Genomic DNA, 24054 nt, shown 5'->3' on the forward strand with positions numbered 1-24054 from the left:
GGCGGTTCCAGTTCGTCACTTTCACGACGGACCTCCCCAAAACGAAGCGCGAATTATAGCACAGCCCGCATTCGCTTTGAGGCCTCTCCGGACGGCCTAACGCACCGGACGCGCCATCTCGCAGGAACTGGGCTGGGCCGTCTTGCTCGCCGGCAGCGCGAGCAAGGTGCGAAAACCGTAACCCGAGCCCTCGTTGTCGAAACGCACGCCCGGCGTGCCCGCGCGGTCCATTTCCATTACGTAAAGGGGCTGGAACAGTTGATGATCCTGCGCGCGCATCGTCGATCCGTGGAAGCCGTTGTCGAACTTCATCCCTTCGAGCGCGCGTGCGACCGCGGTCGGATCGGCGCTGCCGGCGCGCGTCACGGCTTGCGCCAGCATCTCGATCATGAGCGGCATGCGCAGCACGAGATAATCGTCGGCGGCCGACGGATAGCGCGCGCGGAACGCCTCATAGTAGGCATCCGACGCCGCGCCGCCGACATTCGGATGCCAGTCCGCCACCGCCACCACGCGCTTCACGCCCGCGTCGCCGAGCGCCGCCGGGGCGCCGAGGCTGTTGCCGTAGAACGTATAGAACTTCGTGTTCAGCCCCTGCTCGCGCGCGGCCTTAACCAGGAGCGTCAGGTCATTGCCCCAGTTCCCGGTCACGACCGCGTCCGCGCCGCTCGCGCGAATCTTCGCGATATAGGGCGCGAAATCCTTCACGCGGCCGACCGGATGGAATTCGTCGCCGGCAATCGCGATGTCCGGACGCCGCTCCTTCAGCGCGCGCGCCGCCTCCCGGCTGACGTCGTGGCCGAAGCTGTAGTCCTGATTCAGCAGATAGACCTTCTTCACCGACCGGTCGTCGCGGATCACGTCCGCGAGCGCGTCCATGCGCATGCCGGCGTGCGCGTCGAAGCGGAAATGCCAGAAGCTGCACGACGCGTTGGTGAGCGCGGGATCGTCGGCGGAATAGTTGAGAAAGACGACGCGCGCATCGGGTTCGCGCGCGTTCTGCTTGTCGATGGCCGCGACGAGCGCCGCCGCCACCGCCGAACTGTTGCCCTGCATGACGAAGCCGATTTTCTGGTCGATCGCCGCACGCAGTTGCACGAGGCTCGCCTCGCTGCTGCCTTTGCCGTCGAGCACAACGAGTTGCAGCGGGTGCGCGCCATCGGCGAGCTTCACGCCGCCTCGCGCATTCACGCGCTCGACACCAAAGCGCAGATTGCGTTCGACCGCCGCGCCCGCGTTGGCGAACGGGCCGGACATGCCTTCGATCATCGCGACGCGGATCGGCTCGCCCTGTGCCGCGACGGCCGCCGCCATCGACCCAGCGATGCAAGCCGCGGCCACGAGCCGCAGCCAGCCGCGCTCGAACCGCAGTTCGGTTGATCTGTATTGTTTTCCCGCCTTCGACATCGCCGCCCCGCCGCAAATTCGTTCCGATGAGAGCGCGGATCATAGGCCGCGTCGCGCGCGGCGCGCAAGCGCGCGATGCATGCGCCATGCGGCACGGCAGTGCGAAAGCCCGCGAAAATGCGCGGCTTCTGCCCAAATTCGCGCACCCGGCAGGATGTTTTTCCCGCGCGCGTGTCAAAATCCCTGAACACCAGGGAAACCCGGCGGCAGTGCCGGGACATAAAGCTTCCGGAGGCCTCAATGTCGCTCAAACTCAACCGCGGCGGCCGCGCAGTCGCCGGCGCCGCGCTCGCCGGTCTCGCGCTCCTCCTTTCGGCCTGCGCGCAGCCGTGGCAGAACTACCAGACGGGCGCCGACGTATCCACCATCACCTCCCGCCTCGGCCCGCCGCGCGAAACCTACGACCTGCCGAATGGCGGCAAGCGGCTAATGTGGCCGACCCAGCCCCTCGGTGAAGTCACGACCGCCGCCGATATCGACGCCTCCGGGAAGATTGTCAGCGTGCGCCAAGTGCTCGACGCCAACGAGTTCTACAAGGCCGAGATCGGCACCTGGACCAAGAAGGATGTGCTCGTCAACTTCGGGCGACCGGTGGAAACGTCGTATTTCCCGCTGATGAAGCGAGAAGTCTGGACATACCGCTATATGGAATCGAATGTCTGGTACATGATGTACAGCTTCTATTTCGACGATCAGGGCATTCTCCGGCTGACGCAGAAGACACCCGACCCGCTGCACGACCCCGACCGGCGCAACATGTTCTGAAGCTTTCGCTTAATTAAATCGTCCACGACAGACTGCAAAAAGCCGCCCCCGACAGGGCGGCTTTTTTTATCAGTAGACGAATGTGAACTTTTTCTGCGAAAGTGTTTCGTAAGGTTTCCGCTGCGCTGCAACGAAGCGCGGCGATATCGAGATGGCTGCGCCAGCGCGGTGCATGGCGCATGCCTCTCCGAACCGTTTCCGGAGTCACATCGATGAATCGTCCCAAACGCATGCTTGTCGAAAACATCGCCTGGGCGTCTGAAACCGCCGACAGCGATACCCAGTTCTTCCCGCGCCTCACGCAAGGCCAGAATCCGCGAGTCCTGTGGATCGGCTGCTCGGATAGCCGTGTGCCCGCCGAAACCATCACCAACGCCAATCCCGGCGACCTTTTCGTGCACCGCAACATCGCGAACCTCTTTTGCGCCGCCGACGACAACGTGATGAGCGTCCTCGAATACGCCGTGCGCGTTCTTCAGGTCGACGACGTAATCGTTTGCGGGCACCACGGCTGCGGCGGCGTGCGTGCTTCGCTCTTGCCGCCGTCGCCCGATCTGCCGCACGTCAATCGCCGCATCGCGCCGCTTTGCGCCCTCGCCCGCGTGCATCGCGGCGAACTCGACGGCGTCGCCGATCCCGACGAGCGCGTGAACCGGCTCGCCGAATTGAGCGTGCTCGAACAGGTGCGCGCGCTGCGGGCGACACCGCTCGTGCGCGACGCCGCAACACCGCCGCGCGTGCATGGCTGGATCTACGGCCTGCACGACGGCCGCATCAAGGTGCTCGCGTCGGGCCATCGCGGCGACGATCCCGCCGCCGCGCCCGCGCCGGCACACACCCCCGAAGCCGTGCTCGAAACCGCCGGCCGCTAAGCGCCGCCCAAACTGACCCAGGCCACATGCAATGCGGCGTCGCAAGACGCCGCACGGCTCAACTCGCACCTGAAAATCATGAACCCAAGACAAACCTTCGCCACTTTTCCTCGCGACATGTTCGCCGGCACCGTCGTTTTTCTGGTCGCGATGCCGCTGTGTCTCGGCATCGCCAATGCTTCGGGCGTCGAGCCGTTCGCGGGCTTGCTGTCCGGCATTATCGGCGGGCTGGTCGTCGCGCTTCTGAGCGGCTCGCATCTGAGCGTGAGCGGGCCGGCCGCCGGGCTGATCGTGATCGTCGTTGACGGCATCGCGCGGCTCGGCAGCTTTTCCGCGTTCCTGCTCGCCGTGCAGCTGTCGGGCGCGCTGCAGTTCGGCTTCGGGATGCTGAAGGCCGGACGCTTCGCGGCTTACGTGCCCTCTTCGGTCATCAAGGGGATGCTCGCGGCGATCGGCCTGTTGCTGATCATCAAGCAGATTCCGCTCGCCGCCGGTTTTGCCAACGAGGGCGCGGCCGTCGCGGCAAACGGCCCTGGCATGATCGACACGCCGTTCGGCGCGATGTCGGTCGCGGCATGCGCGATCGCCGTGGCGTCGCTCGCGATCCTCGCCGGCTGGGAAACGAAAGCGATGCGGCGCTTCGCGCTCGTGCGTGCGATTCCCGCGCCGCTCGCCGTCGTGATGCTCGGCATCGGCGCGACGCTTTTGCTCGACTTTGTCGCGCCGGGCATCGCGCCGGGCGCTGAACTGCGGGTCGCGCTGCCGTCGATCGCCTCGTTCGCCGCGCTCTCGAATGCGCTTGAATGGCCCAACTTTGCGCAGCTCGCGAATCCCGACGTCTGGCGTCTGGCGATGACGCTGGCAATCGTCGCAAGCCTTGAAACGCTGCTGAGCCTCGAAGCGGTCGAACAGATCGATCCGAAGAAGCGCGCCACCCATCCCGATCGCGAACTGAAGGCGCAGGGAATCGGCAACATGGTGGCGGGCGCACTGGGCGGACTGCCGATCACGTCCGTCATCGTGCGCAGTTCCGCAAACGTTCACGCGGGCGCGCAGAGCCGCTGGTCGGCGTTCGTGCATGGCGTGCTGCTGCTCGCCAGCGTGTTTGCGCTTGCGAGCGTCATCAACCTGATTCCGCTCGCGTGTCTCGCCGCGATCCTGATCTTCACCGGACTGAAGCTCGCGAAACCTTCACTGTTCGCAGCAGTCGCGAAGCAGGGTTTCGAGCGCTTCGCGCCGTTCATCGTGACGATCGCCGGCGTTCTGCTGACCGATCTCCTGATCGGCATCCTGCTCGGCATCGCGTGCAGCATCGCGCTCGCGGTTCACGCGAACCTGCAACGCCCGATCACGATCGCGCAGCACGACGACCACTTCCTGCTGTCGTTCCGCAAGGACGTTTCATTTATCGGCAAGGTCGCGCTGAAACACCACCTGCGGCAGATTCCGGATCGCGCGACCGTGATCGTCGATGCGACGCGCGCCGATTTCATCGATCCCGACGTGCGCGAGCTGATCGACAAGTTCGTGGAAGACGCGCCCGCGCGCGGCATTCATGTCGAGTGCCGTCAACTGGAGCGGGCGGCACGCGAGCGGCCGTCGATGCGGGAACGGCTGCTGTTTTCGAGGCGGTCTGCGGCGGAGTAGAGGCAAAAAAAAGCCCTCGCTTCGGGCGAGGGCTTTTTTGCATGCTCATCAAAGCTGCGGGTTGAGCTTCTCAACTTTCGAATGGAGCTTGTTCAGCGCGGCGATATATGCTTTCGCCGAAGCGGCGACGATGTCCGGATCGGTGCCGACGCCGTTCACGATCCGGCCGCTCTTCGAGAGCCGCACCGTCACTTCGCCCTGCGCCTGCGTACCGGTCGTGATCGCGTTGACCGAGTACAGCACGAGTTCCGCGCCGCTCTCGACCTTCGATTCGATCGCGTGCAGCGTCGCATCGACGGGGCCGTTGCCGCGCGACTCGCCGGTCACTTCGGCGCCATCGACGGCGAACACCACGCGCGCTTGCGGCTGCTCGCCGGTCTCCGAATGCTGCGCCATCGACACGAAGCGGAAATGCTCCTTCGCCTGCGCCTCGGCCGACTCTTCCGAGACGATCGACATGATGTCCTCGTCGAAGATTTCGGACTTGCGGTCCGCGAGTTCCTTGAAGCGCGCGAACGCAGAATTCACGTCGCCTTCCGATTCCATCGTCACGCCGAGTTCTTGGAGGCGCTGCTTGAACGCGTTGCGGCCCGACAGCTTGCCGAGCACGATCTTGTTCGTGCTCCAGCCCACGTCTTCCGCGCGCATGATCTCGTAGGTGTCGCGCGCCTTCAGCACGCCGTCCTGGTGGATGCCCGACGCGTGCGCGAACGCGTTCGCGCCGACCACCGCCTTGTTCGGCTGTACGACGAAACCGGTGATCTGGGATACGAGCTTGGAAGTCGGCACGATCTGCGTCGTATCGATGCCGACGTCGAGGCCGAAATAATCCCTGCGCGTCTTGACCGCCATCACGATCTCTTCGAGCGACGTATTACCCGCGCGCTCGCCGAGACCGTTGATCGTGCATTCGACCTGCCGCGCGCCGCCGATCTGCACGCCGGCGAGCGAATTCGCGACCGCGAGCCCGAGGTCGTCGTGGCAATGCACCGAGAAAATCGCCTTGTCCGAGTTCGGAATACGCTCGCGCAGCGTCTTCACGAGATGGCCGTACATCTCCGGCACGCCGTAGCCAACCGTATCGGTGATGTTGATCGTGCGCGCGCCTTCGTCGATCACGGCTTCGAGCACGCGGCACAGAAAGTCGAGATCCGAGCGGCTGCCGTCTTCCGGCGAGAACTCGACGTCGTCGGTGAACTTGCGCGCGAAACGCACCGCAAGCCGCGCCTGTTCGTAGACCTGCTCCGGCGTCATGCGCAGCTTCTTCTCCATGTGCAGCGCGGAGGTCGCGATGAACGTGTGGATGCGGAACTGGTTGGCGGGCTTCAACGCATCGGCGGCGCGCTGGATGTCCTTGTCGTTCGCCCGGGCGAGCGAGCAGACCGTGCTGTCCTTGACCAGCGAGGCGATCGTCTGGATCGCGTCGAAGTCGCCGTTCGAACTCGCGGCGAAGCCCGCCTCGATCACGTCGACCTTCATGCGCTCCAGCTGCTTCGCGATGCGGATTTTCTCTTCCTTGGTCATCGACGCGCCGGGCGATTGTTCGCCGTCACGCAAGGTCGTGTCGAAAATGATCAGCTTGTCTGCCATGTCGGCCTCCAATGGGGAGTTTCTGGATTCTGGAAACGGTGGGGAAAAACTAAAACGGAATTCGGGTGTCCGCGCCACCGCTGGCGTCGAAAACCACGAACGAGCAGACGGGAGGCGAGACGGATTAGCGCGGTAGGCGCGCTAGTAGCGATAGCGCGCATAGCGGCGCACCAGCTAGAAGAGACGAGAGGGGGAACGTGAAAAAGTTCATCCGCAGACTATAGCGAGATTTCCGAATGCGTGCAATTGGGCTTTCCGATCGGCGCGATTGGGTCCGTTTCACCCGAATCGAGGGCCCGCAAAGAAAAAGGCGACCGAATGTGGCCGCCTTCAGGCTTAGCGTCAATGATCGCGCTGCGAACTGCGCGCGGGATTCGGTCTGCCGCGCATCGCCATATAGCCCCACCACGCGTAGCCCGAGAAGCCGTACAGCACGAAAAGACCGAATAGCATCAGCGGCGGATCGGACGAGACCAGCACGAACGCCACCACCACCAGCAGCACGCCCGCGAACGGCACGCGATAGCGCACGTCAAGCGCCTTGCCGCTGTAGAACGGCGCGTTCGACACCATCGTCACGCCCGCGTAGATCGTCAGCGCGAAGGCGACCCACGGCAACCACACGAGCTTGAGCGGCACGCGGTTGTCGGTCGCAAGCCAGACGAAACCGGCGATCAGCGCCGCCGCGGCCGGACTCGGCAAGCCCTGGAAATAGCGCTTGTCGACGACACCCACGTTGGTATTGAAGCGCGCGAGCCGCAGCGCCGCGCCCGAGCAGTACACGAACGCCGCGAGCCAGCCCCAGCGTCCCAGATCCTTCAGCACCCATTCGTACATTACGAGCGCGGGCGCGACGCCGAACGACACCATGTCCGACAGGCTGTCGAACTGCTCGCCGAACGCGCTTTGCGTGTGCGTCATGCGCGCGACGCGGCCGTCCATGCCGTCAAGCACCATCGCGACGAAGATCGCGATTGCCGCGATCTCGAAGCGCACGTTCATCGCCTGCACGACGGCGAAGAAGCCGCAGAAGAGCGCGGCGGTGGTGAATGCGTTCGGCAACAGATAAATGCCGCGCTTTCTCAGGAACTGCTGGCGTTGTGCGCGGCGCGTCTCCACGGCGCCGACGTCCTGCGAAGCCTTGTTGCGACGGAACGCCCGCGGAGGCGCTCCGTTCATCCGGGTACGGCGCGGTTTGAATGCCGCCATCGAGTTCTCCGTTATGCCGCTCGTTTGAACTGCTTATTCAACGAATTATTCGGCGAATTCGGCGAGGATCGTCGACGACGCCGACACTTTTTCACCGATCGACACGCGCGGCCGGCTTCCCACCGGCAGGTAGACGTCGACGCGCGAGCCGAAGCGGATGAAGCCGTAGCGCTGGCCGCGCGTGAGCGGTTCGCCGACATGCACGTAGCACAAAATGCGCCGCGCGATCAGCCCGGCGATCTGCACGGACGTCACGGTATGCCCTGACGCGGTCTGGATGACGATCGCGTTGCGTTCGTTTTCGGTCGAGGCCTTATCGACGGCCGCGTTCAGGTAGGCGCCGGGGAAGTATTCGACCTTGCTGATCGCGCCGTCGACGGGCGAACGTTGCGAGTGCACGTTGAACACATTCATGAACACGCTGATCTTGAGCGCTTCGCGGCCCGCGTACGGATCGTGGGCGGTTTCCACGGCGACGATGCGACCGTCGGCTGGACACAGCACGGCATTGGCCTGCGTCGGGATCGGGCGCTGCGGATCGCGGAAGAACTGCACGACGAAGATCACGATCAGCCAGAAGAGCCAGGCGAAACCGAAGCCGCCGATCGCCTGGATCACCAGGGCGACGACGACCGCGATGGCGATGAACGGCCAGCCTTCGCGGGCGATGATCGGATGTGGATAGTTCATGGATATGTTCTGTGTTTTTGTAAAGCCATAGGATAGCAAAAGCCGTCCGGGGTCTGCGACGCCCGGACGGCTCTTCGGTGCTGCAACTGCGAATGCGTTAAAAGCGCGTTACAAGCTTAGTTCTTCGACTGATCGACCAGCTTGTTTTTCGCGATCCACGGCATCATTGCGCGGAGCTTCGAACCGACCTGCTCGATCTCGTGCTCGGCCGTCAGACGGCGGCGCGATTGCAGCGTCGGCGCGCCGGCGCGGTTCTCGATAATGAAGCTCTTCGCGTACTCGCCCGTCTGGATATCCTTCAGGACAGCCTTCATCGCCTTCTTCGTTTCTTCCGTCACGATGCGCGGGCCCGTCACGTACTCGCCGTACTCGGCGTTGTTCGAGATCGAGTAGTTCATGTTCGCGATGCCGCCTTCGTAGATCAGGTCGACGATCAGCTTCAGTTCGTGCAGGCACTCGAAGTACGCCATTTCCGGCGCGTAGCCCGCTTCCACCAGCGTTTCGAAGCCGGCCTTGATCAGGTCGACGGTACCGCCGCACAGCACGGCCTGCTCGCCGAACAGGTCGGTTTCCGTTTCTTCGCGGAAGTTCGTTTCGATGATGCCGGCACGGCCGCCGCCGTTCGCCGCCGCGTACGACAGCGCGACGTCGCGTGCCGAGCCCGACTTGTCCTGCGCGACCGCGATCAGGTGCGGCACGCCGCCGCCTTGCTGGTACGTGTTGCGCACCGTGTGGCCCGGGGCCTTCGGCGCGATCATGATCACGTCAAGGTCCGCGCGCGGGATCACCTGGCCGTAGTGCACGTTGAAGCCGTGCGCGAATGCAAGCGCCGCGCCTTCCTTGGCGTTCGCGTGCACTTCGTTCTTGTACACCTCGGCGATCTGCTCGTCCGGCAAGAGCATCATCACGACGTCGGCGCCCTTCACGGCTTCCGCCACTTCCTTGACGGTCAGGCCGGCGTTCTCGGCCTTGCTCCACGATGCGCCACCCTTGCGCAGGCCAACCGTCACCTTCACGCCGCTTTCCTTCAGGTTCAGCGCGTGCGCATGGCCTTGCGAGCCATAGCCGATGATCGTGACTTGCTTGCCCTTGATGAGGGAGAGGTCGGCGTCCTTGTCGTAGAAAACTTTCATGGTGGTTCCTTGAGTCGTGCTTCGTTGAATTGGGTGTGTCTTGATGTGGCGTGGAACTGCTGGCGGCGCCTAAACCTTCAGGATGCGCTCGCCCCGGCCGATGCCGGAACTGCCCGTGCGAACCGTTTCCAGGATCGCCGTGGCGTCGAGGCCCTGAATGAACGCATCGAGTTTGTCGCTCGCGCCCGTCAGTTCCATCGTGTAGGTCTTCTCGGTCACGTCGATGATGCGGCCGCGGAAGATATCCGCCATCCGCTTCATTTCCTCGCGTTCCTTGCCGACCGCGCGAACCTTGATCAGCATCAACTCTCGCTCGATGTGGGCGCCCTCTGTCAGGTCGACCACTTTCACCACCTCGATCAGGCGGTTCAGGTGCTTCGTGATCTGTTCGATCACGTCGTCCGAGCCGATGGAAACGATGGTGAGCCGCGACAGCGAACTGTCTTCGGTCGGCGCCACCGTCAAGGTTTCAATGTTGTAGCCGCGTGCGGAAAAGAGCCCGACGACGCGCGATAACGCGCCCGGTTCGTTTTCGAGCAGCACGGAGATGATGTGTTTCATGATGTCAGCGTTCCCGATTTATCCAGTGTTCGAGCGTGGCCAGGTCCGGCTTGCGCGCCGCGAGCGTCCTTCGTGAAGACGTGCGCGCGCAAGCCTTTCAGCGGCCAGCCACCTTTACAGATCTTCCGATCCGAGCAGCATTTCCGTGATGCCCTTGCCTGCCTGGACCATCGGAAATACGTTTTCGGTGGGATCGGTCTGGAAGTCGAGAAATACCGTGCGATCCTTGAGACGCAGCGCTTCCTTCAGCGCCGGCTCGACGTCAACTGTCTTCTCGACGCGAATGCCGACGTGGCCGTACGCTTCGGCGAGCTTCACGAAATCGGGCAGCGCATCCATGTACGAGCTGGAATAGCGCTTCTTGTATTCGATCTGCTGCCACTGGCGCACCATGCCGAGGTAGCGGTTGTTGAGCGAGATGATCTTGACGGGCGTGTTGTACTGCTTGCACGTCGAGAGTTCCTGGATGCACATCTGGATCGAGCCTTCGCCCGTGATGCAGAGCACCTCGTCGTCCGGATGCGCCATCTTCACGCCCATCGCCGCAGGCAGGCCGAAGCCCATTGTGCCGAGGCCGCCCGAGTTGATCCAGCGGCGCGGCTTGTTGAAGCGATAGAACTGCGCCGCCCACATCTGGTGCTGGCCGACGTCGGAGCAGACGAACGCGTTGCCATCCGTCAGTTCCCACGCCTTTTCCACCACGTACTGCGGCTTGATGATTTCGCTCTGGCGGTCGTAGGCGAGGCAGTCCTTCGAACGCCAGGCTTCGATGTCCTTCCACCAGTCGGCGAGCGCCTTGGTGTCCGGGCCGTGGTCGGCAGTCTGGAGTTGCTCGATCAGTTCCTTCAGCACTTCCTTCACGTCGCCGACGATGGGGATATCCACCTTCACGCGCTTGGAAATGGACGACGGATCGACGTCGATATGGATGATCTTGCGCGGCGACGAAGCGAAATGCTTCGGGTCGCCGATCACGCGGTCGTCGAAGCGTGCGCCAATGGCGATCAGCACGTCGCAGTTCTGCATCGCCATGTTGGCTTCGTACGTGCCGTGCATGCCGAGCATGCCGAGGAACTTTTTGTCACTCGCGCGATAGCCGCCGAGGCCCATCAGCGTGTTGGTAACCGGGTAGCCGAGCAGGTCGACGAACTGGTTCAGTTCGCGCGATGCGTCCGCCAGGATGATGCCGCCGCCGGTGTAGACATACGGGCGTTTCGCCGACAGCAGCAATTGCACCGCCTTGCGAATCTGGCCCGAGTGGCCCTTCGTGACCGGGTTGTACGAGCGCAGCGAGACCGATTTCAGCGGTTCGTACTTGCACGGCGCCTTCGACACATCCTTCGGAATGTCGATCAGCACGGGACCGGGACGGCCGGTGCGGGCAATGTAGAACGCTTTCTTGACGGTGGCGGCGAGATCACGCACGTCCTTCACGAGGAAGTTGTGCTTCACGCACGGACGCGTGATGCCGACCGTATCGCACTCCTGGAACGCATCCAGACCGATCGCGGCAGTCGGCACCTGGCCGCTGATCACGACCATCGGGATCGAATCCATATAGGCAGTGGCGATGCCCGTCACCGCGTTGGTGACGCCGGGGCCGGAAGTCACGAGGCACACGCCGACGTTCCCGGTCGAGCGCGCGTAGGCGTCGGCGGCGTGAACCGCGGCCTGCTCGTGGCGCACGAGGATGTGCTGGATCTGGTCCTGCTTGTACAGCTCGTCGTAGATATAGAGTACCGAGCCGCCGGGATAGCCCCAGATGAACTCGACGTTCTCGTCCGCCAGCGCGCGCATGAGCACGGTGCCGCCGATGGATTCAGATTCGTGCGAGGGGGTCGTATCCGACGTGGAGAATTCCGCGCTGGGCATATTCATTAATCACCTTTCGAATTTTCGGCAAAAAATTGATCGGGTGCTCTCTGCCGGGCTTGTGGCTCGGGTTCAAGCGGCGCGTCTTGGTTTGACAGGCGTGCTTCTTGGGCTCGCCTCAAATTAGACATTCACTTTATGATGCGAGTCGGAAACGATAGCCCGGCGCGCCTTCGCGGTCAAGCGAAAAATTGCCGGTCCCCCGGCGCACAAGCCTTGCGCCGGGCGGTTCGGTGCGAAGCCGGCTCTCTAGATCCGAACATTGAGCGAGCCGATTCGGAGAATACGGTAATGCGTTTCTATCGGGGCGAGCAAAAGTTTGCTAGCATCCGCAGGTTTCTCAAAATCTCATAACCCCTTACGACGCACACTCGCTGCGCCGGCCCCCACGGATGGCATCAGACAAGGAACTCGCCGATTTTCTGGCGGGCGTCGAAAGACGCGCGTTCAAGCAGACCGTCTACACCGTGCGCGACGACGACTCGGCGCTCGACATCGTCCAGGAAGCGATGATCAAGCTCGCCGAAAAATACGGCGACCGTCCTCCGGCGGAGCTCCCGCTCTTGTTTCAGCGTATCCTCCAGAATGCGACGCACGACTACTTTCGCCGCCAGAAGGTGCGCAATACGTGGGTGAGTCTCTTCTCGTCCTTCGGCAACGCCGACGACGACGAATTCGACCCGCTCGAGACCTTCGAGTCCGAGGAAGGCTCGGTCGGTGCGGAGAGCAGCGAAAACAAGCTCGAGCGTGAACAGGTGCTCAACCTGATTGACGCGGAAATCCAGAAATTACCGACTCGTCAACGGGAAGCCTTTCTCATGCGTTACTGGGAAGATATGGATGTCGCCGAAACCGCCGCTGCAATGGGCTGCTCCGAGGGCAGCGTAAAAACGCATTGCTCGCGGGCCACGCACGCGCTGGCTCACGCACTGAAGGCGAAAGGGATCACGCTATGAGCTCCGCTCTTGAATCGAAGGAAAACGAATTCGCGCGCAAGGTAGTCCGGGCGCTCGACGAAAATGCATCGGGCCTGCCGGCCGCGGCCGTCGACCGCCTCGCGGCCGCGCGGCGCGCTGCGATCGCGCGCAAGAAGCCCGAGAAGGTCGCCGTCTCGGCACCCGTATTCGCGCCGACGCTCGCAGGCGCCTCGGGCGGACAGTTCGGCTCGCCCGAAGCCGGGCAGCCGCGCGGCCGGTTTGCACGCTTTGGCCGCTTCGGCCTCGCCTGGCCGCTGCTCGCGCTGGTCATCGGCCTGGCCGGAATCGCGTACTGGGAAGACCAGCAGCGCACCGCCGAACTCGCCGACATCGACGCCGCCATGCTGAGCGACAACCTGCCGCTCGACGCCTATCTCGATCACGGCTTCAACGCGTACCTGACGCGCAATCACTAAAACAGCAGGAGTTTCCGGGTGAGTTACAAGCGCGGTCTCGCGATTGTTTTTGGATGCGCGATTGCGGGCGTGGTCGCGTTCGCCGCGACGTATCCGCGCTTCTACTCGCCGACCGTCTCCCCGAGCGCCAGCGCCGCCGCGCCGAGCGCAGCGAGTACGAGTTCGTCCGGCGACCTGCTGCCGCTGTCGGCGTTGTCGTCGTCGAGTCCGCTCGCGTGGAACCGGCTCACCGAGGCGCAGCACGCCGCGCTCGCGCCATTCGCCGAGCAATGGGACCAGTTCAGCGACGAGCGCAAGCAAAAGTGGCTCAAGATCGCATCGCGTTATCACCGGATGTCGCCTGAAGCGCAAAAGCGCCTGCATCAGCGCATGGCCGAATGGGTGCGCATGACGCCCGACCAGCGCAAGGTCGCGCGCGAGAACTATCAGGTTTCCAAGTCGGTGCCGCTCGAAAAGCGTGAAAGCGCGTGGGATGCGTACCAGAAACTGTCCGAAGAGCAGAAGAAAAAACTCGCCGCCACCGAACACACGCGCCGGCCGAACATCGTCAGCGCGCCGCCGACCGGCAAGACCGAACTCAAGGACATCAACCGGATCGTGACGGCGCGCGAACAGGGCCATCTCGCCCAGCTCGAGGAACACGCGTCCGGCGCGGCTGGCGCAGCAAGCCAGCCGGCGCTCCAGCCGCTCACCCCGCCGATCCCGAGCGCCGGCAGCTTCGTCCCCGCGACGCCGATTCCCGTGTCGCCGCAGCAGGCGCCGTCCGTCTTCAACGGTTCGTGAGCCGCATGCGCGCACCGGATGCCTCCGCCGTTCCGACGATGCGCGCTCCCGCCCTGCGCCGCCGCCTCGCGACGATGATCTACGAAGGCGTGATCCTGTTCGGCATCGTGTTCATCGCCGGATATCTGTTCAGCACCCTCACCCAGCAACGCAACGGCCTCACGCATCACAATCTGCTGATGACGTGGATCGGCATCGTGCTCGCGGTGTATTTCGTCTGGTTCTGGACGCACGGCGGCCAGACCCTGCCCATGAAAACCTGGCGGCTGAAAGTGGTCGACGCGCGCGGCGAGCCCGTCCGGGCGATGCGCGCCTTCGCGCGCTATGTGCTCGCCTGGCTGTGGTTCCTGCCGCCGCTTGCGCTCCATCCGCTCCTCGGGCTGGCGGTACCTCAGACGCTCGTCGTCTTCGGTGTCTGGATCGCGCTCTGGGCCGCGGCCGTCTGGCTCGATCCGGCACGGCAGTTTCTGCACGACCGCCTCGCGGGCACGCGGATCGTCCCGGTGACGGCCGCGCGGTAAGCACGCCACCGCCCGTCCCGCCGGAAAGCAAGCGCCTCCCGTAATAAGAACTTCTCATGACTGTCATGCCGAAGTCACGGCTCTCTGGCGCAATGCGCATACCGCAACCCGACGCGCGAGCGCATGACATTCAAACCGGCATCCAAATCGTCCGCGACCTTCCGGCTGCGCCAGCCGGACCTGAGCGCTCCGCTCGCGTTTCTTCCGAACGCGAACCTGCCCGCCAACCCGATCCCTCCCGACGCCGAGCGCCTTGACGGCCAGCTCGCCGAAAGCGCGCACGAATCCGACTCCGCCGACACCCCGCAGCGCTACCGCACGATCTGGCTGTCCGACATCCACCTCGGCTCGGGTGGCTGCCAGGCGCCGTATCTGCTCGATTTCCTTCGGCATCACGAGTCGGAATACCTGTATCTCGTCGGCGACATCATCGACGGCTGGCAGCTTCGCAAAGGCTGGTTCTGGCCGCAGGCGCACAACGACGTCGTGCAGAAGATCCTGCGCAAGGCGCGAAAAGGCACGCAGGTCGTCTATATCCCCGGCAATCACGATGAAGCCGCGCGCCAGTTCTGCGACCTCGCGTTCGGCGATATCCACGTGCGCGGCGAAGCCTTCCACACGACGCTCGCGGGCAAGCGCCTGTGGATCGTGCACGGCGATCTCTTCGATGGCGTCATCCAGCATGCGAAGTGGCTCGCCTATCTCGGCGACACGCTCTACACGCTGATCCTGCTCCTCAACCGGTGGTTCAACCGCGCGCGCACGCGGCTCGGCCTGAATTACTGGTCGCTCTCGCAGTACCTCAAGCACCAGGTCAAGAACGCAGTCAACTTCATCTCGCAGTTCGAGCGCGTGATGACCGACGAAGCGCGCCGGCGCGGCTGCGACGGCGTCGTCTGCGGGCATATCCACAAGGCGGAGATCCGCGACATCGACGGCGTTCTCTATTGCAACGACGGCGACTGGGTCGAGAGCCTGTCGGCGCTCGTCGAAACGCTCGACGGAGAACTGAAGATCGTCTACTGGACCGTCATGCGTTCGCCTGAAGAACGAGCGCTGAAAGCCCGCGCGACAGCGTAAAGACCGCCTGAAGACCGTACCGCGCAGCACCACCGAAGCATCACCAAACTGGGCCGAATACGATGAAGATCATGATCGTCACCGATGCATGGGAACCGCAGGTCAACGGCGTCGTCCGCACGCTGAAGAACACGACTCGCGAACTGACTGCACTCGGGCATCGCGTGGAATTGCTGACGCCGCTCGAATTCAAAACGATCCCCTGCCCGACTTACCCGGAGATTCGCCTTTCGCTGATGCCGGGCCGCCGGGTCGCGCGACGCATCGAGGAATACGCGCCCGATGCGCTCCATATCGCAACGGAAGGCCCGCTCGGCATGGCCGCGCGCTCGTATGCGATCCGTCGTCAACTGCCGTTCACGACCGCCTATCACACGCGCTTTCCCGAGTACGTGAACGCGCGTTTCGGCATCCCGCTCGCGATGACGTATCGCTTCCTGCACTGGTTCCACAAGCGCTCGCAGGCAGTGATGGCGCCGACGCCCGTCGTCAAGAGCGATCTCGAGACGTATGGCTTCACGAACGTCGTGCTGTGGACGCGCGGCGTCGATCTCGACATCTTCCGGCCGATGGACTCGAAAGTGCTGAACACCGCGCGGCCGATCTTCCTGTACGTGGGGCGCGTGGCAGTCGAGAAGAACGTCGAGGCGTTCCTGAAGCTCGACTTGCCCGGTTCGAAGTGGGTCGCGGGCGAAGGTCCGGCGCTCGCCGAACTGAAGTCGCGCTATACGAACGTCAATTATCTCGGCGTGCTGTCGCAGCCGGAACTGGCGAAGGTCTACTCCGCCGCCGACGTCTTCGTGTTCCCGAGCCGCACCGATACGTTCGGCCTCGTGCTGCTCGAAGCGATGGCATGCGGCACGCCGGTCGCGGCCTATCCGGTGACGGGACCGATCGACGTGCTCGGCACCGAGGGCCCCGGCGCGCTCAACAACGACCTGCGCGAGGCGTGCCTGCAGGCGCTGAAGATCGAACGCGCCGACGCGCGCGCCTGGGCCGAGCGATTTTCGTGGCGCGCGGCATCGGAGCAGTTCGCCTCGCACCTGAGGCCGCTCGGCCCGCGCGAAGCGAGCACCAAGCGGGCGACCGCATGACGCGGCGCGCGGCGGCCGCGTCGGCCAAGGAAGCGCGGGTGGGCGGCGAGACGGACGGCGGCCCCGGGGGCGCGGCCCATCCGCGCGCCGCCCGGCACGACGAGCGCGCGGCGGCGCCCGCGCGTCATCCGCCTGACGTGGATACCGCACAACACGGCACGAGCCGCGCCGCCGCCCACCGCGCTACCATCGGCGCCATGCGCGATCCCTTCGACCAGGACGAACCCGAGCGCGACACGCCGGACGGCGAGCGCCCCGAGCCGCTCTCCCCCGACGATCCGCTCGCCCCGCTGCCCTTCAATCCGTACAAGGGCAATCGCGGGCTCACGCGCGCCTGGCATGCGCTCAAGAACTCGGTTTCCGGCATCCGCGTGGCGATCCGCGAGGAAAGCGCGTTCCGTCAGGAGCTCGCGCTCGCCGCGATCCTCGTGCCCTGCGGCATTTTCGTGCCGGTCGCGCCGGTCGAGCGCGCCGCGCTCCTGTCCACCGTGCTGCTCGTGCTGATCGTCGAGCTGCTGAATTCGAGCGTCGAAGCCGCCATCGACCGCATCTCGCTCGAACGCCACGAACTCTCGAAACGCGCGAAGGACTTCGGCAGCGCGGCCGTCCTGCTCGCGCTCGCCGTCTGCGTGATGACGTGGGCGCTGATCGTCGGGCCCGTGGTCGGGCCTTTCGTCTGGCAGTGGCTCACGCGCATCTCATGAACGCGCCTCGCACGAATCGCGCGCCCGCATCCGTCCTGCCGAACGAGCGGTTTATAATCGTCCGATATTCTCAAAAATAGGAACCGACCCGGGTCCGCGACGCTTTTCACGAGGCCGAAGCGCCCCGGCAACAAGGTACGGACGATATGGAAGCCAAACCTCCCCGCCGCACCCGCGAACGGATACTCGAGTTGTCGCTGAAGCTGTTCAACGATCTCGGCGAGCCAAACGTCACCACGACGACGATCGCCGAAGAGATGGAAATCAGTCCGGGAAACCTGTACTACCATTTCCGCAACAAAGACGACATCATCAACAGCATCTTCGCGCAGTTCGAGCAGCAGATCGAAAAGCGGCTGCGCTTCCCCGACGACCATCGTCCGACCATCGACGAGATGTGGTCGTACCTGCAGTACATGGCCGATTTTCTCTGGACGTACCGGTTCCTCTACCGCGACCTGAACGACCTGCTCGCGCGCAACCGCACGCTTGAAACGCACTTCAAGCAGATCATCACGCACAAGGTGCACTTCGCGCGCCAGTTGTGCGAGGCGCTCGTGGCCGATCAGGAAATGGTCGCGACACCGGACGAGATCAAGGTGATCGCGACGAACATCGGCGTGATAGCGACTTACTGGCTGTCGTACCAGTACGTGATGAACCCGCGCAAATACAACGATCAGGAAGCGATCCGTGCGGAACTGCATCAGGCGAGCCTGCATATCATTTCGGTGATGGCGCCGTATCTGCGCGGCCGCTCGCGGCAGCTCTTCGACGACCTGGCTTCCGGCCAGATGCCGATGCGCCAGTACGCCGACTTCCTGCCGCCGCGCGACGACGCCGCAGCGAAACCCGACACCCCAAAGGATTCCCGATGATCAAGTCGGTTTGTGTGTATTGCGGCTCCGCTTCAGGAGCCAAGCCAGTCTATGCCGAAGCCGCGAAGGCGTTCGGCCGCGCGCTGGTCGAGGCAAACATTTCGCTCGTGTATGGCGGCGGACGCGTGGGGCTGATGGGCCTCATCGCCGACGAAGTGCTCGCGCACGGCGGACGCGCGGTCGGCGTGATTCCCGAACTGCTCCTCAACAAGGAAGTGGGCCATACGGATCTGACCGAGTTGCACGTCGTTCCGGACATGCACGAGCGCAAGAAGAAGATGGCTGATCTTTCGGATGCGTTCGTCGCGATGCCGGGCGGCGTCGGCACATTCGAAGAGTTGTTCGAGGTCTATACCTGGGCGCAGCTCGGGTATCACCAGAAGCCGGTGGCGCTGCTCGATGTCGACGGGTATTACGATCCCCTGCTTGCGATGCTGCGGCATACCGTCGAGGAAGGGTTCATGCGCGAGGCTTATCTGAATATGCTGCTGGTCGCACGGGAGCCCGCCGAGATGATCGCGAAGCTCACGCGGTATGTGCCGCCCATGATCGACAAGTGGGCCGAGAAGCGCGATTCGGTCTGAGTTCTCGCCAGCATCCGGGGCCTGCGTGGGCGAACCGTCTGATCCCCATGTGCTTCTGGTGCTGAACAACCGCCCCACCCCCTCCGGGAGACGCGAACAATGTCAAAAGTCATCCTGATCACCGGCGGCAGCCGAGGCATCGGCCGCGCGGCGGCAATTCAGGCGGGCACGCGCGGCTGGTCCGTCGCGGTGAACTACGCGACCAACGCCTCCGCCGCCGACGAAACCGTCGCAAGGATCGAATCCTCCGGCGGCAAGGCTATCGCGATCCAGGCCGATGTCACCGACGAATCCGCGGTCATCGCGATGTTCGACGCGACGCAGGACGCCTTCGGCCCGATCGATGGGTTCGTGAATAACGCAGGCATCGTTGCCCCAGGCGCGGCCCTCGCGGACATGGACCTCGCGCGGCTGAAGCGCATCTTCGACACCAACGTGCTCGGCGCCTACCTCTGCGCACGCGAAGCGGCACGACGCATGTCGGTGACGCGCGGCGGCAAGGGCGGCTCGATCGTGAATCTGTCGTCGGCGGCGGCGCGGCTTGGCGCCCCGAACGAATACGTCGACTACGCCGGCTCCAAAGGCGCGATCGATACGCTCACCATCGGCCTCTCGAAAGAACTCGGCCCGCAAGGCGTGCGCGTGAACGCCATCCGCCCGGGCCTCATCGATACCGAAATCCACGCGAGCGGCGGCAAGCCGGATCGCGCGGCAGTGCTCGGCGTGCAGACGCCGCTCGGACGCCCGGGCACCGCCGACGAAGTCGGAGAAGCGATCGTTTGGTTGCTTTCGGACGCGTCTTCGTACGTGACGGGCGCGATCATCGACGTCACGGGCGGCCGCTAGAGCTGAACGCTAGAACCCGCCGTGCTTCGCCAGCCACGCCTCTTCTTCCGGACGCATCGCGCGTCCGAGAATGCGGTTGCGATGCGGAAAGCGCCCGAAGCGCTCGATGACTTCGGCGTGTTCCAGCGCATATTCCAGAAAACCGTCGTCGCCGGTTTCGTCGCGTAACGCGGTGAAAAGGCGCACCGCCTCGCGCTGGCTCTCGGGCGTTTCGTCGTGCTCGAACGGCAGGTACGCGAAATTGCGATGCTGCGCGCTCGGCAGGCGGAGATCGTCGCCGGCGGCGACCAGCGCCTTCGACAGGGCGAGCGCCATCGAGTCCCCGGCGAACGCGCGCGGCGTGCCGCGATAACAATTGCGGGAAAACTGGTCGAGCACCACGATCAGCGCCAGCGCGCCCAGCGGCGTGTCGGCCCAGTGCGCGAGCCGGCCCTCGTGCGCCTCTTCGAGCAGCGCGCCAAACCGCGCGGAAAGCTCGGCATCGAACGCGCGCTTCTTGATGAACCACGCCTTTTTCTCCTGCCCGAATTCAGGCGAGCCCGGCGCGCCGAACCACGCATCGAGCACGTCCTGCGCGCGTGGATCGAGCGGCTCGCCGTTCATGTCACGCTGCGCGCTCACACGAATTCGAGCACGAGCCGCCGCGTTCGCGCGCTCTTCTTTTCGAGCTTCGCGACGCGCAGCCGCCCGATCTCGCCCGTGTTGCGCACGTGCGTGCCGCCGCACGGCTGAAGATCGACGCTCTCGATACGCAGCAGGCGCACGCGCCCCAAACCGATCGGCGGCTTCACGCTCATGGTGCGCACGAGTTCGGGGCGCTCGGCCATCTCGTCGTCGGTGATCCATTCGGTCTCTACCGCGTGCGATCCGCCGACCAGTTCGGCCAGGCGCGCCTCGACGAACTCGCGCTCGATCGGCTCGACGGTCGCGAAGTCGAGCCGCGCGTAGTCTGTAGTGATGCTGCAGCCGTCGACGGGATACGGCAACACCGCGCACATCAGATGGCTTGCCGTATGCAGCCGCATGTGCCGGTAACGGCGCTCCCAGTCGATCTCGGCCGTCACGCGCTCGCCCGTTTTCAACCGCGCGAGCGCGTCTTCCTGTCCGGGCGACGGAACGTGAACGGCGTCGTCGGGTGTCGCGCCCTCGAACTTCGCCTTGCGCGTATCGGCGATGTCGATGCGCGTGCCGTCGGCGAAAGTCAGCGCGCCGGCATCACCCGCCTGCCCGCCGCCAAGCGGATAGAACACGGTCTGGTCGAGATGAATGCCCTGCTCGTCGATGGCGGTGACCGTCGCTTCGCAGCGCGTCAGGTAGGCGTCTTCGCGAAAGAGTGCGCGTGTGCTCATGGAATGGTGATGATCGGCAGATGACGAACGGCCATTATGCCGGGCGTTCGCGCGTCACACTGTCAACGATTCGTGACGATGCTCAGCCCGGACGATTGCGCATCCAGTCGGCGGTATCGAAGAACGAGGTAAGCAGGCGCTCGCGCAGCGACGAGTCCAGGCCGACGTCTTCCATCGCCCACGCCATGCAGCGCAGCCACTGGTCGCGCTCATCCGACGCAATCGCGAAAGGCAGATGCCGCGCGCGCAGCCGCGGATGCCCGAAGCGGCTGATGTAGTGATCCGGCCCGCCCATCCAGCCGCACAGGAACCAGAAGAACTTGTCACGCGAGCCGTCGAGCGTCGGCGGATGCAGCGCGCGGATGCCCGCGAATTCGGGTTCGAGGTCCATCAGGTCGTAGAAACGGTCGACGAGCGCACGCACGCGTTTCTCGCCGCCGACCAGTTCGAACGCCGTCGGTTGCGGCGCTTCAGTGTTCACTTCGCTCATACGTTTGATTGTCGATGAAAGTCTATGCGTCGCGCAGGGATTGCAGCGCCGGACGGGCCAGCACACGGCGCAGGCTCAGCCAGCCGCCGAGCCCGGCGCACGCCACGCCCGCGACGATGCCGACGGGCACGAGCCACGGATTGAAATCGATATGGAATTCGAACACGCGCGACGCCAGCACGTAGCCGATCGCCTGCGCGCCGAGCGCCGCCATCAGGCCCGACAGCGCGCCCACCGCGACGAATTCCGCCACCTGTACCGAGCGCACCTGCTTGTGCGACGCGCCTAGCGCGCGCAACAGCGCCGACTCGCGCATGCGCTCGTCGCGCGTGCCGGCGAGCGCCGCGTACAGCACGAGCACGCCCGCCGCCAGCGTGAAAATGAACAGGAACTGCACCGCGCCGATCACCTGCTGCAAGGTGCGCTGGATCTGCGCGAGGATCGGCGCGATATCGATGGCGGTGACGTTCGGATACAGGCCGACGAGCCCGTCGATCAGCGTCTGCTGCGTCGGCGGCAGATGAAAGCTCGTGATGAAGGTCGCCGGGAAATCGGCGAGCGCCGCCGGCGGCATCAGCACGAAGAAGTTGACCTTGAACGAATTCCAGTCGAGCTTGCGCATGCTCGTGACGGGCCCTTCCACCTGCAGGCCCGCGACATCGAAGCGCAGCGTATCGCCGAGCTTCACGCCGATCAGCTTCGCGAGGCCCTGCTCGATCGACACCTGCGGCTTCTCGCTCTGGCCGAACCAGTTGCCCTCTTCGACGCGGTTGTCGCCCGGCAGCTCGGTCGTGTACGACAGGTTGAATTCGCGGTCGACCAGCCGCTTCGCGTCCGCCTTCTCGTAGTTGTCTGGGTTCACCGGCTTGCCGTTGACCGCGACGAGCCGCCCGCGAACCATCGGCGAGAGCGCTGCGTCGGGCTGGCCGTGCTGCGTCAGATACTTCGCGACGCCCTCGCGCTGGTCCGGCTGGATGTCGATGAGGAACTGGTTCGGCGCGTCGGGCGGTGTGGCGTTGCGCCAGCCGGCGATCAGGTCGTTGCGCGTCATCGCGATCAGCAAGAGGCACATGAGGCCGATGCCGAGCGCCGTGATCTGCAGTGCGCTCGCGCCGCTCCTTCGCTCCAGCGACGCCAGCGCATAACGCCAGCCGACGCCCGCGCGGCCGCGCTCGCGCCTCACGAACCGTGCCGCCGCCCAGAGCGCCGCGCGCGCGATACCGCCGAACACCAGAAGCCCAAGTGCGAAGCCGCCCGCGACGATCCCGCCGAGTTTCCACTCGCCCGCCGCGACCACGAGCAGTAGCGCGAACAACAGCACGCCCGCGCCGTAGGCGGCATACGCGAGGCGCTCTTCGTCGCCGAGTTCGCGACGGATCACGTGCACGGGCGGCACGCGCGTGAGCGGCAGAAGCGGCGGCACGGCGAAGCCGAGCAGCAGCACCAGCCCCATCGCGATGCCCTGCAGCGCGGGCCAGACGCTCGCGTTCGGCAGTTCGACATCGACCAGCGTACCGAGCCAGTTCAGCAGCACGAGATGGCCGCCGAAGCCAAGCACGACGCCCACGACGCTGCCGAGCACGCCAACCGTCAGGAATTCGCCGATGAAGAGCGAGCGCAGCGTCCACTGGCTCACGCCGAGACAGCGCATCGCGGCGCAGCCATCGAGATGACGGCGCGCGAACCGGTGCGCCGCCATCGCGATCGCGACCGCTGCGAGGAGCGCGGTCAGGAGCGAAACGAGCGTGAGAAAGTGGCTCGCGCGGTCGATGGTCTGTCGCACTTGCGGCTGGCCGTCCTGCAACGATTCGAGGTTCACGCCGCGCAGCTTGCCGCCGTCGACGCGCGAGCGCGCCCACTTGGCAAACTGATCGACTTGCGCGTCGGGGCCGGCGACCAGCAGGCGGTACGTCACGCGGCTGCCATAGCCAATGAGCCCGGTGCTCGCGAGTTCGTCGGCGCGCATCATCAGGCGCGGCGAGAAGTTGACGAAGCCGAAGCCGCGGTCCAGCTCGCGCGTGATGACCGCCGCGACCGTGAAAACGCGCGTGCCGACCTTCACCGTGCCGCCCACGCGCGTCTTCAGCGCATCGAGCAACGGCGGATCGAGCCAGACGGTGCCGGGCGCGGGAATGGCGGCGGCGGGCGCATCGGCGGCACCGGGCGCCGGCGCGAGGCGCACCGCGCCGCGTAGCGGATAGCCGGGCGACACGCCCTTGATCGCTGCGAGCCGCGACGCGGGGCTGCTCGCCGCCGCAGCGGCGGGCGCAGTCGCGCTGATCATGCTGGGGAAGATGGTGGTCGTCGCGGTCGCGAGTTTGAGCGACGCGGCTTCCTGCGCGAACGCGGGATCAACCGGATGATCGGCGCGCACGACGAAGTCGGCGGCGATCATCTGGCGTCCGTCGCGCTCCAGGCCCTGGCGCATGCGGTCGGCGAGAAAGCCGACGCTCGCGAGCGCCGCCACGGCAAGCACGAGCGCGAGCAGCAGCATCGTGAGTTCGCCCGCGCGCCAGTCGCGCGCGGTCATTCTCAAAGACTGACGCGCAAGTTGGGAAAATCCGGGATTACGCCCTGTCGTCGCTG

General features: G+C 64.8%; 24 protein-coding genes. 13 read left to right on the forward strand and 11 right to left on the reverse strand.

Annotated features, from left to right (window positions below):
* Window positions 1-96: 96 nt before the first annotated feature.
* Window positions 97-1314 carry a branched-chain amino acid ABC transporter substrate-binding protein gene (locus AWB81_RS16710; protein WP_062637403.1) on the reverse strand — a complete coding sequence of 406 codons (1218 nt, stop codon included), beginning with the start codon at window positions 1312-1314 and terminating at the stop codon, window positions 97-99.
* A gap of 333 nt (window positions 1315-1647) precedes the next feature.
* On the opposite strand from AWB81_RS16710, the gene AWB81_RS16715 reads away from it, so the two are divergent.
* The 3 genes from AWB81_RS16715 (at window position 1648) to AWB81_RS16725 (ending at window position 4691) form a co-directional block, all read left to right on the forward strand.
* Window positions 1648-2172 carry a hypothetical protein gene (locus AWB81_RS16715; RefSeq protein ID WP_062637294.1) on the forward strand — a complete coding sequence of 175 codons (525 nt, stop codon included), beginning with the start codon at window positions 1648-1650 and terminating at the stop codon, window positions 2170-2172.
* 212 nt (window positions 2173-2384) lie between these two features.
* The gene (locus AWB81_RS16720; protein ID WP_062637297.1) at window positions 2385-3044 is read left to right on the forward strand and encodes a carbonic anhydrase; all 660 of its coding nucleotides are present in this window, start codon (window positions 2385-2387) and stop codon (window positions 3042-3044) included.
* Window positions 3045-3122: 78 nt separating this feature from the next.
* Window positions 3123-4691, forward strand: a complete 1569-nt coding sequence (locus AWB81_RS16725; protein ID WP_062637298.1) for a SulP family inorganic anion transporter — start codon at window positions 3123-3125, stop codon at window positions 4689-4691.
* 48 nt (window positions 4692-4739) lie between these two features.
* Here the strand turns inward: AWB81_RS16725 and AWB81_RS16730 are convergent, their stop codons facing one another.
* The 6 genes from AWB81_RS16730 to AWB81_RS16755 all read right to left on the reverse strand — a co-directional run bounded on the left by AWB81_RS16730 (window position 4740) and on the right by AWB81_RS16755 (window position 11752).
* Complete coding sequence (locus tag AWB81_RS16730; protein WP_062637301.1) at window positions 4740-6281, reverse strand: 2-isopropylmalate synthase; 1542 nt, start codon at window positions 6279-6281, stop codon at window positions 4740-4742.
* Window positions 6282-6623: 342 nt separating this feature from the next.
* Entirely contained in the window at window positions 6624-7490 is an 867-nt protein-coding gene (pssA, locus tag AWB81_RS16735) for a CDP-diacylglycerol--serine O-phosphatidyltransferase (protein ID WP_062637303.1), read from the reverse strand.
* A 45-nt stretch (window positions 7491-7535) separates the two neighbouring features.
* Entirely contained in the window at window positions 7536-8180 is a 645-nt protein-coding gene (locus AWB81_RS16740) for a phosphatidylserine decarboxylase (RefSeq protein WP_062637305.1), read from the reverse strand.
* A gap of 116 nt (window positions 8181-8296) precedes the next feature.
* The gene (ilvC, locus tag AWB81_RS16745) at window positions 8297-9343 is read right to left on the reverse strand and encodes a ketol-acid reductoisomerase (RefSeq protein ID WP_268811753.1); all 1047 of its coding nucleotides are present in this window, start codon (window positions 9341-9343) and stop codon (window positions 8297-8299) included.
* A gap of 39 nt (window positions 9344-9382) precedes the next feature.
* The gene (gene ilvN / locus AWB81_RS16750; protein WP_035939651.1) at window positions 9383-9874 is read right to left on the reverse strand and encodes an acetolactate synthase small subunit; all 492 of its coding nucleotides are present in this window, start codon (window positions 9872-9874) and stop codon (window positions 9383-9385) included.
* A 114-nt stretch (window positions 9875-9988) separates the two neighbouring features.
* Window positions 9989-11752: an acetolactate synthase 3 catalytic subunit gene (locus tag AWB81_RS16755; RefSeq protein ID WP_062637309.1), complete on the reverse strand. Its 1764-nt coding sequence runs from the start codon at window positions 11750-11752 to the stop codon at window positions 9989-9991.
* A gap of 386 nt (window positions 11753-12138) precedes the next feature.
* On the opposite strand from AWB81_RS16755, the gene AWB81_RS16760 reads away from it, so the two are divergent.
* The 10 genes from AWB81_RS16760 (at window position 12139) to AWB81_RS16805 (ending at window position 19629) form a co-directional block, all read left to right on the forward strand.
* Window positions 12139-12702, forward strand: a complete 564-nt coding sequence (locus AWB81_RS16760; protein WP_062637311.1) for an RNA polymerase sigma factor — start codon at window positions 12139-12141, stop codon at window positions 12700-12702.
* A complete protein-coding gene (locus AWB81_RS16765; protein WP_062637313.1) occupies window positions 12699-13139 on the forward strand; it encodes a DUF3619 family protein in 441 nt (146 codons plus the stop codon). Before AWB81_RS16760 ends, AWB81_RS16765 begins: the two co-directional genes overlap by 4 nt.
* A gap of 18 nt (window positions 13140-13157) precedes the next feature.
* Window positions 13158-13922, forward strand: a complete 765-nt coding sequence (locus AWB81_RS16770) for a DUF3106 domain-containing protein (RefSeq protein ID WP_062637315.1) — start codon at window positions 13158-13160, stop codon at window positions 13920-13922.
* Window positions 13923-13927: 5 nt separating this feature from the next.
* Window positions 13928-14443, forward strand: coding sequence for an RDD family protein (locus AWB81_RS16775; protein WP_062637316.1), 516 nt, complete (start codon window positions 13928-13930; stop codon window positions 14441-14443).
* 123 nt (window positions 14444-14566) lie between these two features.
* Entirely contained in the window at window positions 14567-15523 is a 957-nt protein-coding gene (locus AWB81_RS16780; protein WP_062637317.1) for a UDP-2,3-diacylglucosamine diphosphatase, read from the forward strand.
* 62 nt (window positions 15524-15585) lie between these two features.
* Window positions 15586-16617, forward strand: coding sequence for a glycosyltransferase family 4 protein (locus AWB81_RS16785; RefSeq protein WP_062637318.1), 1032 nt, complete (start codon window positions 15586-15588; stop codon window positions 16615-16617).
* Complete coding sequence (locus tag AWB81_RS16790) at window positions 16614-17321, forward strand: diacylglycerol kinase (RefSeq protein ID WP_235025818.1); 708 nt, start codon at window positions 16614-16616, stop codon at window positions 17319-17321. The genes AWB81_RS16785 and AWB81_RS16790 overlap by 4 nt, the downstream gene beginning before the upstream one ends.
* Before the next feature lie 146 nt (window positions 17322-17467).
* A complete protein-coding gene (locus AWB81_RS16795) occupies window positions 17468-18199 on the forward strand; it encodes a TetR/AcrR family transcriptional regulator (RefSeq protein ID WP_062637319.1) in 732 nt (243 codons plus the stop codon).
* A complete protein-coding gene (locus AWB81_RS16800) occupies window positions 18199-18783 on the forward strand; it encodes an LOG family protein (RefSeq protein WP_062637407.1) in 585 nt (194 codons plus the stop codon). Before AWB81_RS16795 ends, AWB81_RS16800 begins: the two co-directional genes overlap by 1 nt.
* A gap of 99 nt (window positions 18784-18882) precedes the next feature.
* Entirely contained in the window at window positions 18883-19629 is a 747-nt protein-coding gene (locus AWB81_RS16805) for an SDR family oxidoreductase (protein WP_062637320.1), read from the forward strand.
* Window positions 19630-19638: 9 nt separating this feature from the next.
* On the opposite strand, the gene AWB81_RS16810 is transcribed toward AWB81_RS16805, so the two are convergent.
* The 4 genes from AWB81_RS16810 to AWB81_RS16825 form a co-directional block, all read right to left on the reverse strand.
* Window positions 19639-20232: a DUF924 family protein gene (locus AWB81_RS16810; protein ID WP_062637408.1), complete on the reverse strand. Its 594-nt coding sequence runs from the start codon at window positions 20230-20232 to the stop codon at window positions 19639-19641.
* Between the two features lie 14 nt (window positions 20233-20246).
* The gene (locus AWB81_RS16815) at window positions 20247-20978 is read right to left on the reverse strand and encodes an alanyl-tRNA editing protein (RefSeq protein WP_062637322.1); all 732 of its coding nucleotides are present in this window, start codon (window positions 20976-20978) and stop codon (window positions 20247-20249) included.
* 82 nt (window positions 20979-21060) lie between these two features.
* Entirely contained in the window at window positions 21061-21468 is a 408-nt protein-coding gene (locus tag AWB81_RS16820) for a group II truncated hemoglobin (RefSeq protein ID WP_062637324.1), read from the reverse strand.
* 22 nt (window positions 21469-21490) lie between these two features.
* Window positions 21491-23998: an ABC transporter permease gene (locus AWB81_RS16825; protein WP_087135027.1), complete on the reverse strand. Its 2508-nt coding sequence runs from the start codon at window positions 23996-23998 to the stop codon at window positions 21491-21493.
* Between the last annotated feature and the right edge of the window lie 56 nt (window positions 23999-24054).

Source organism: Caballeronia arationis, from assembly GCF_001544975.2.
GTDB lineage: Bacteria > Pseudomonadota > Gammaproteobacteria > Burkholderiales > Burkholderiaceae > Caballeronia > Caballeronia arationis.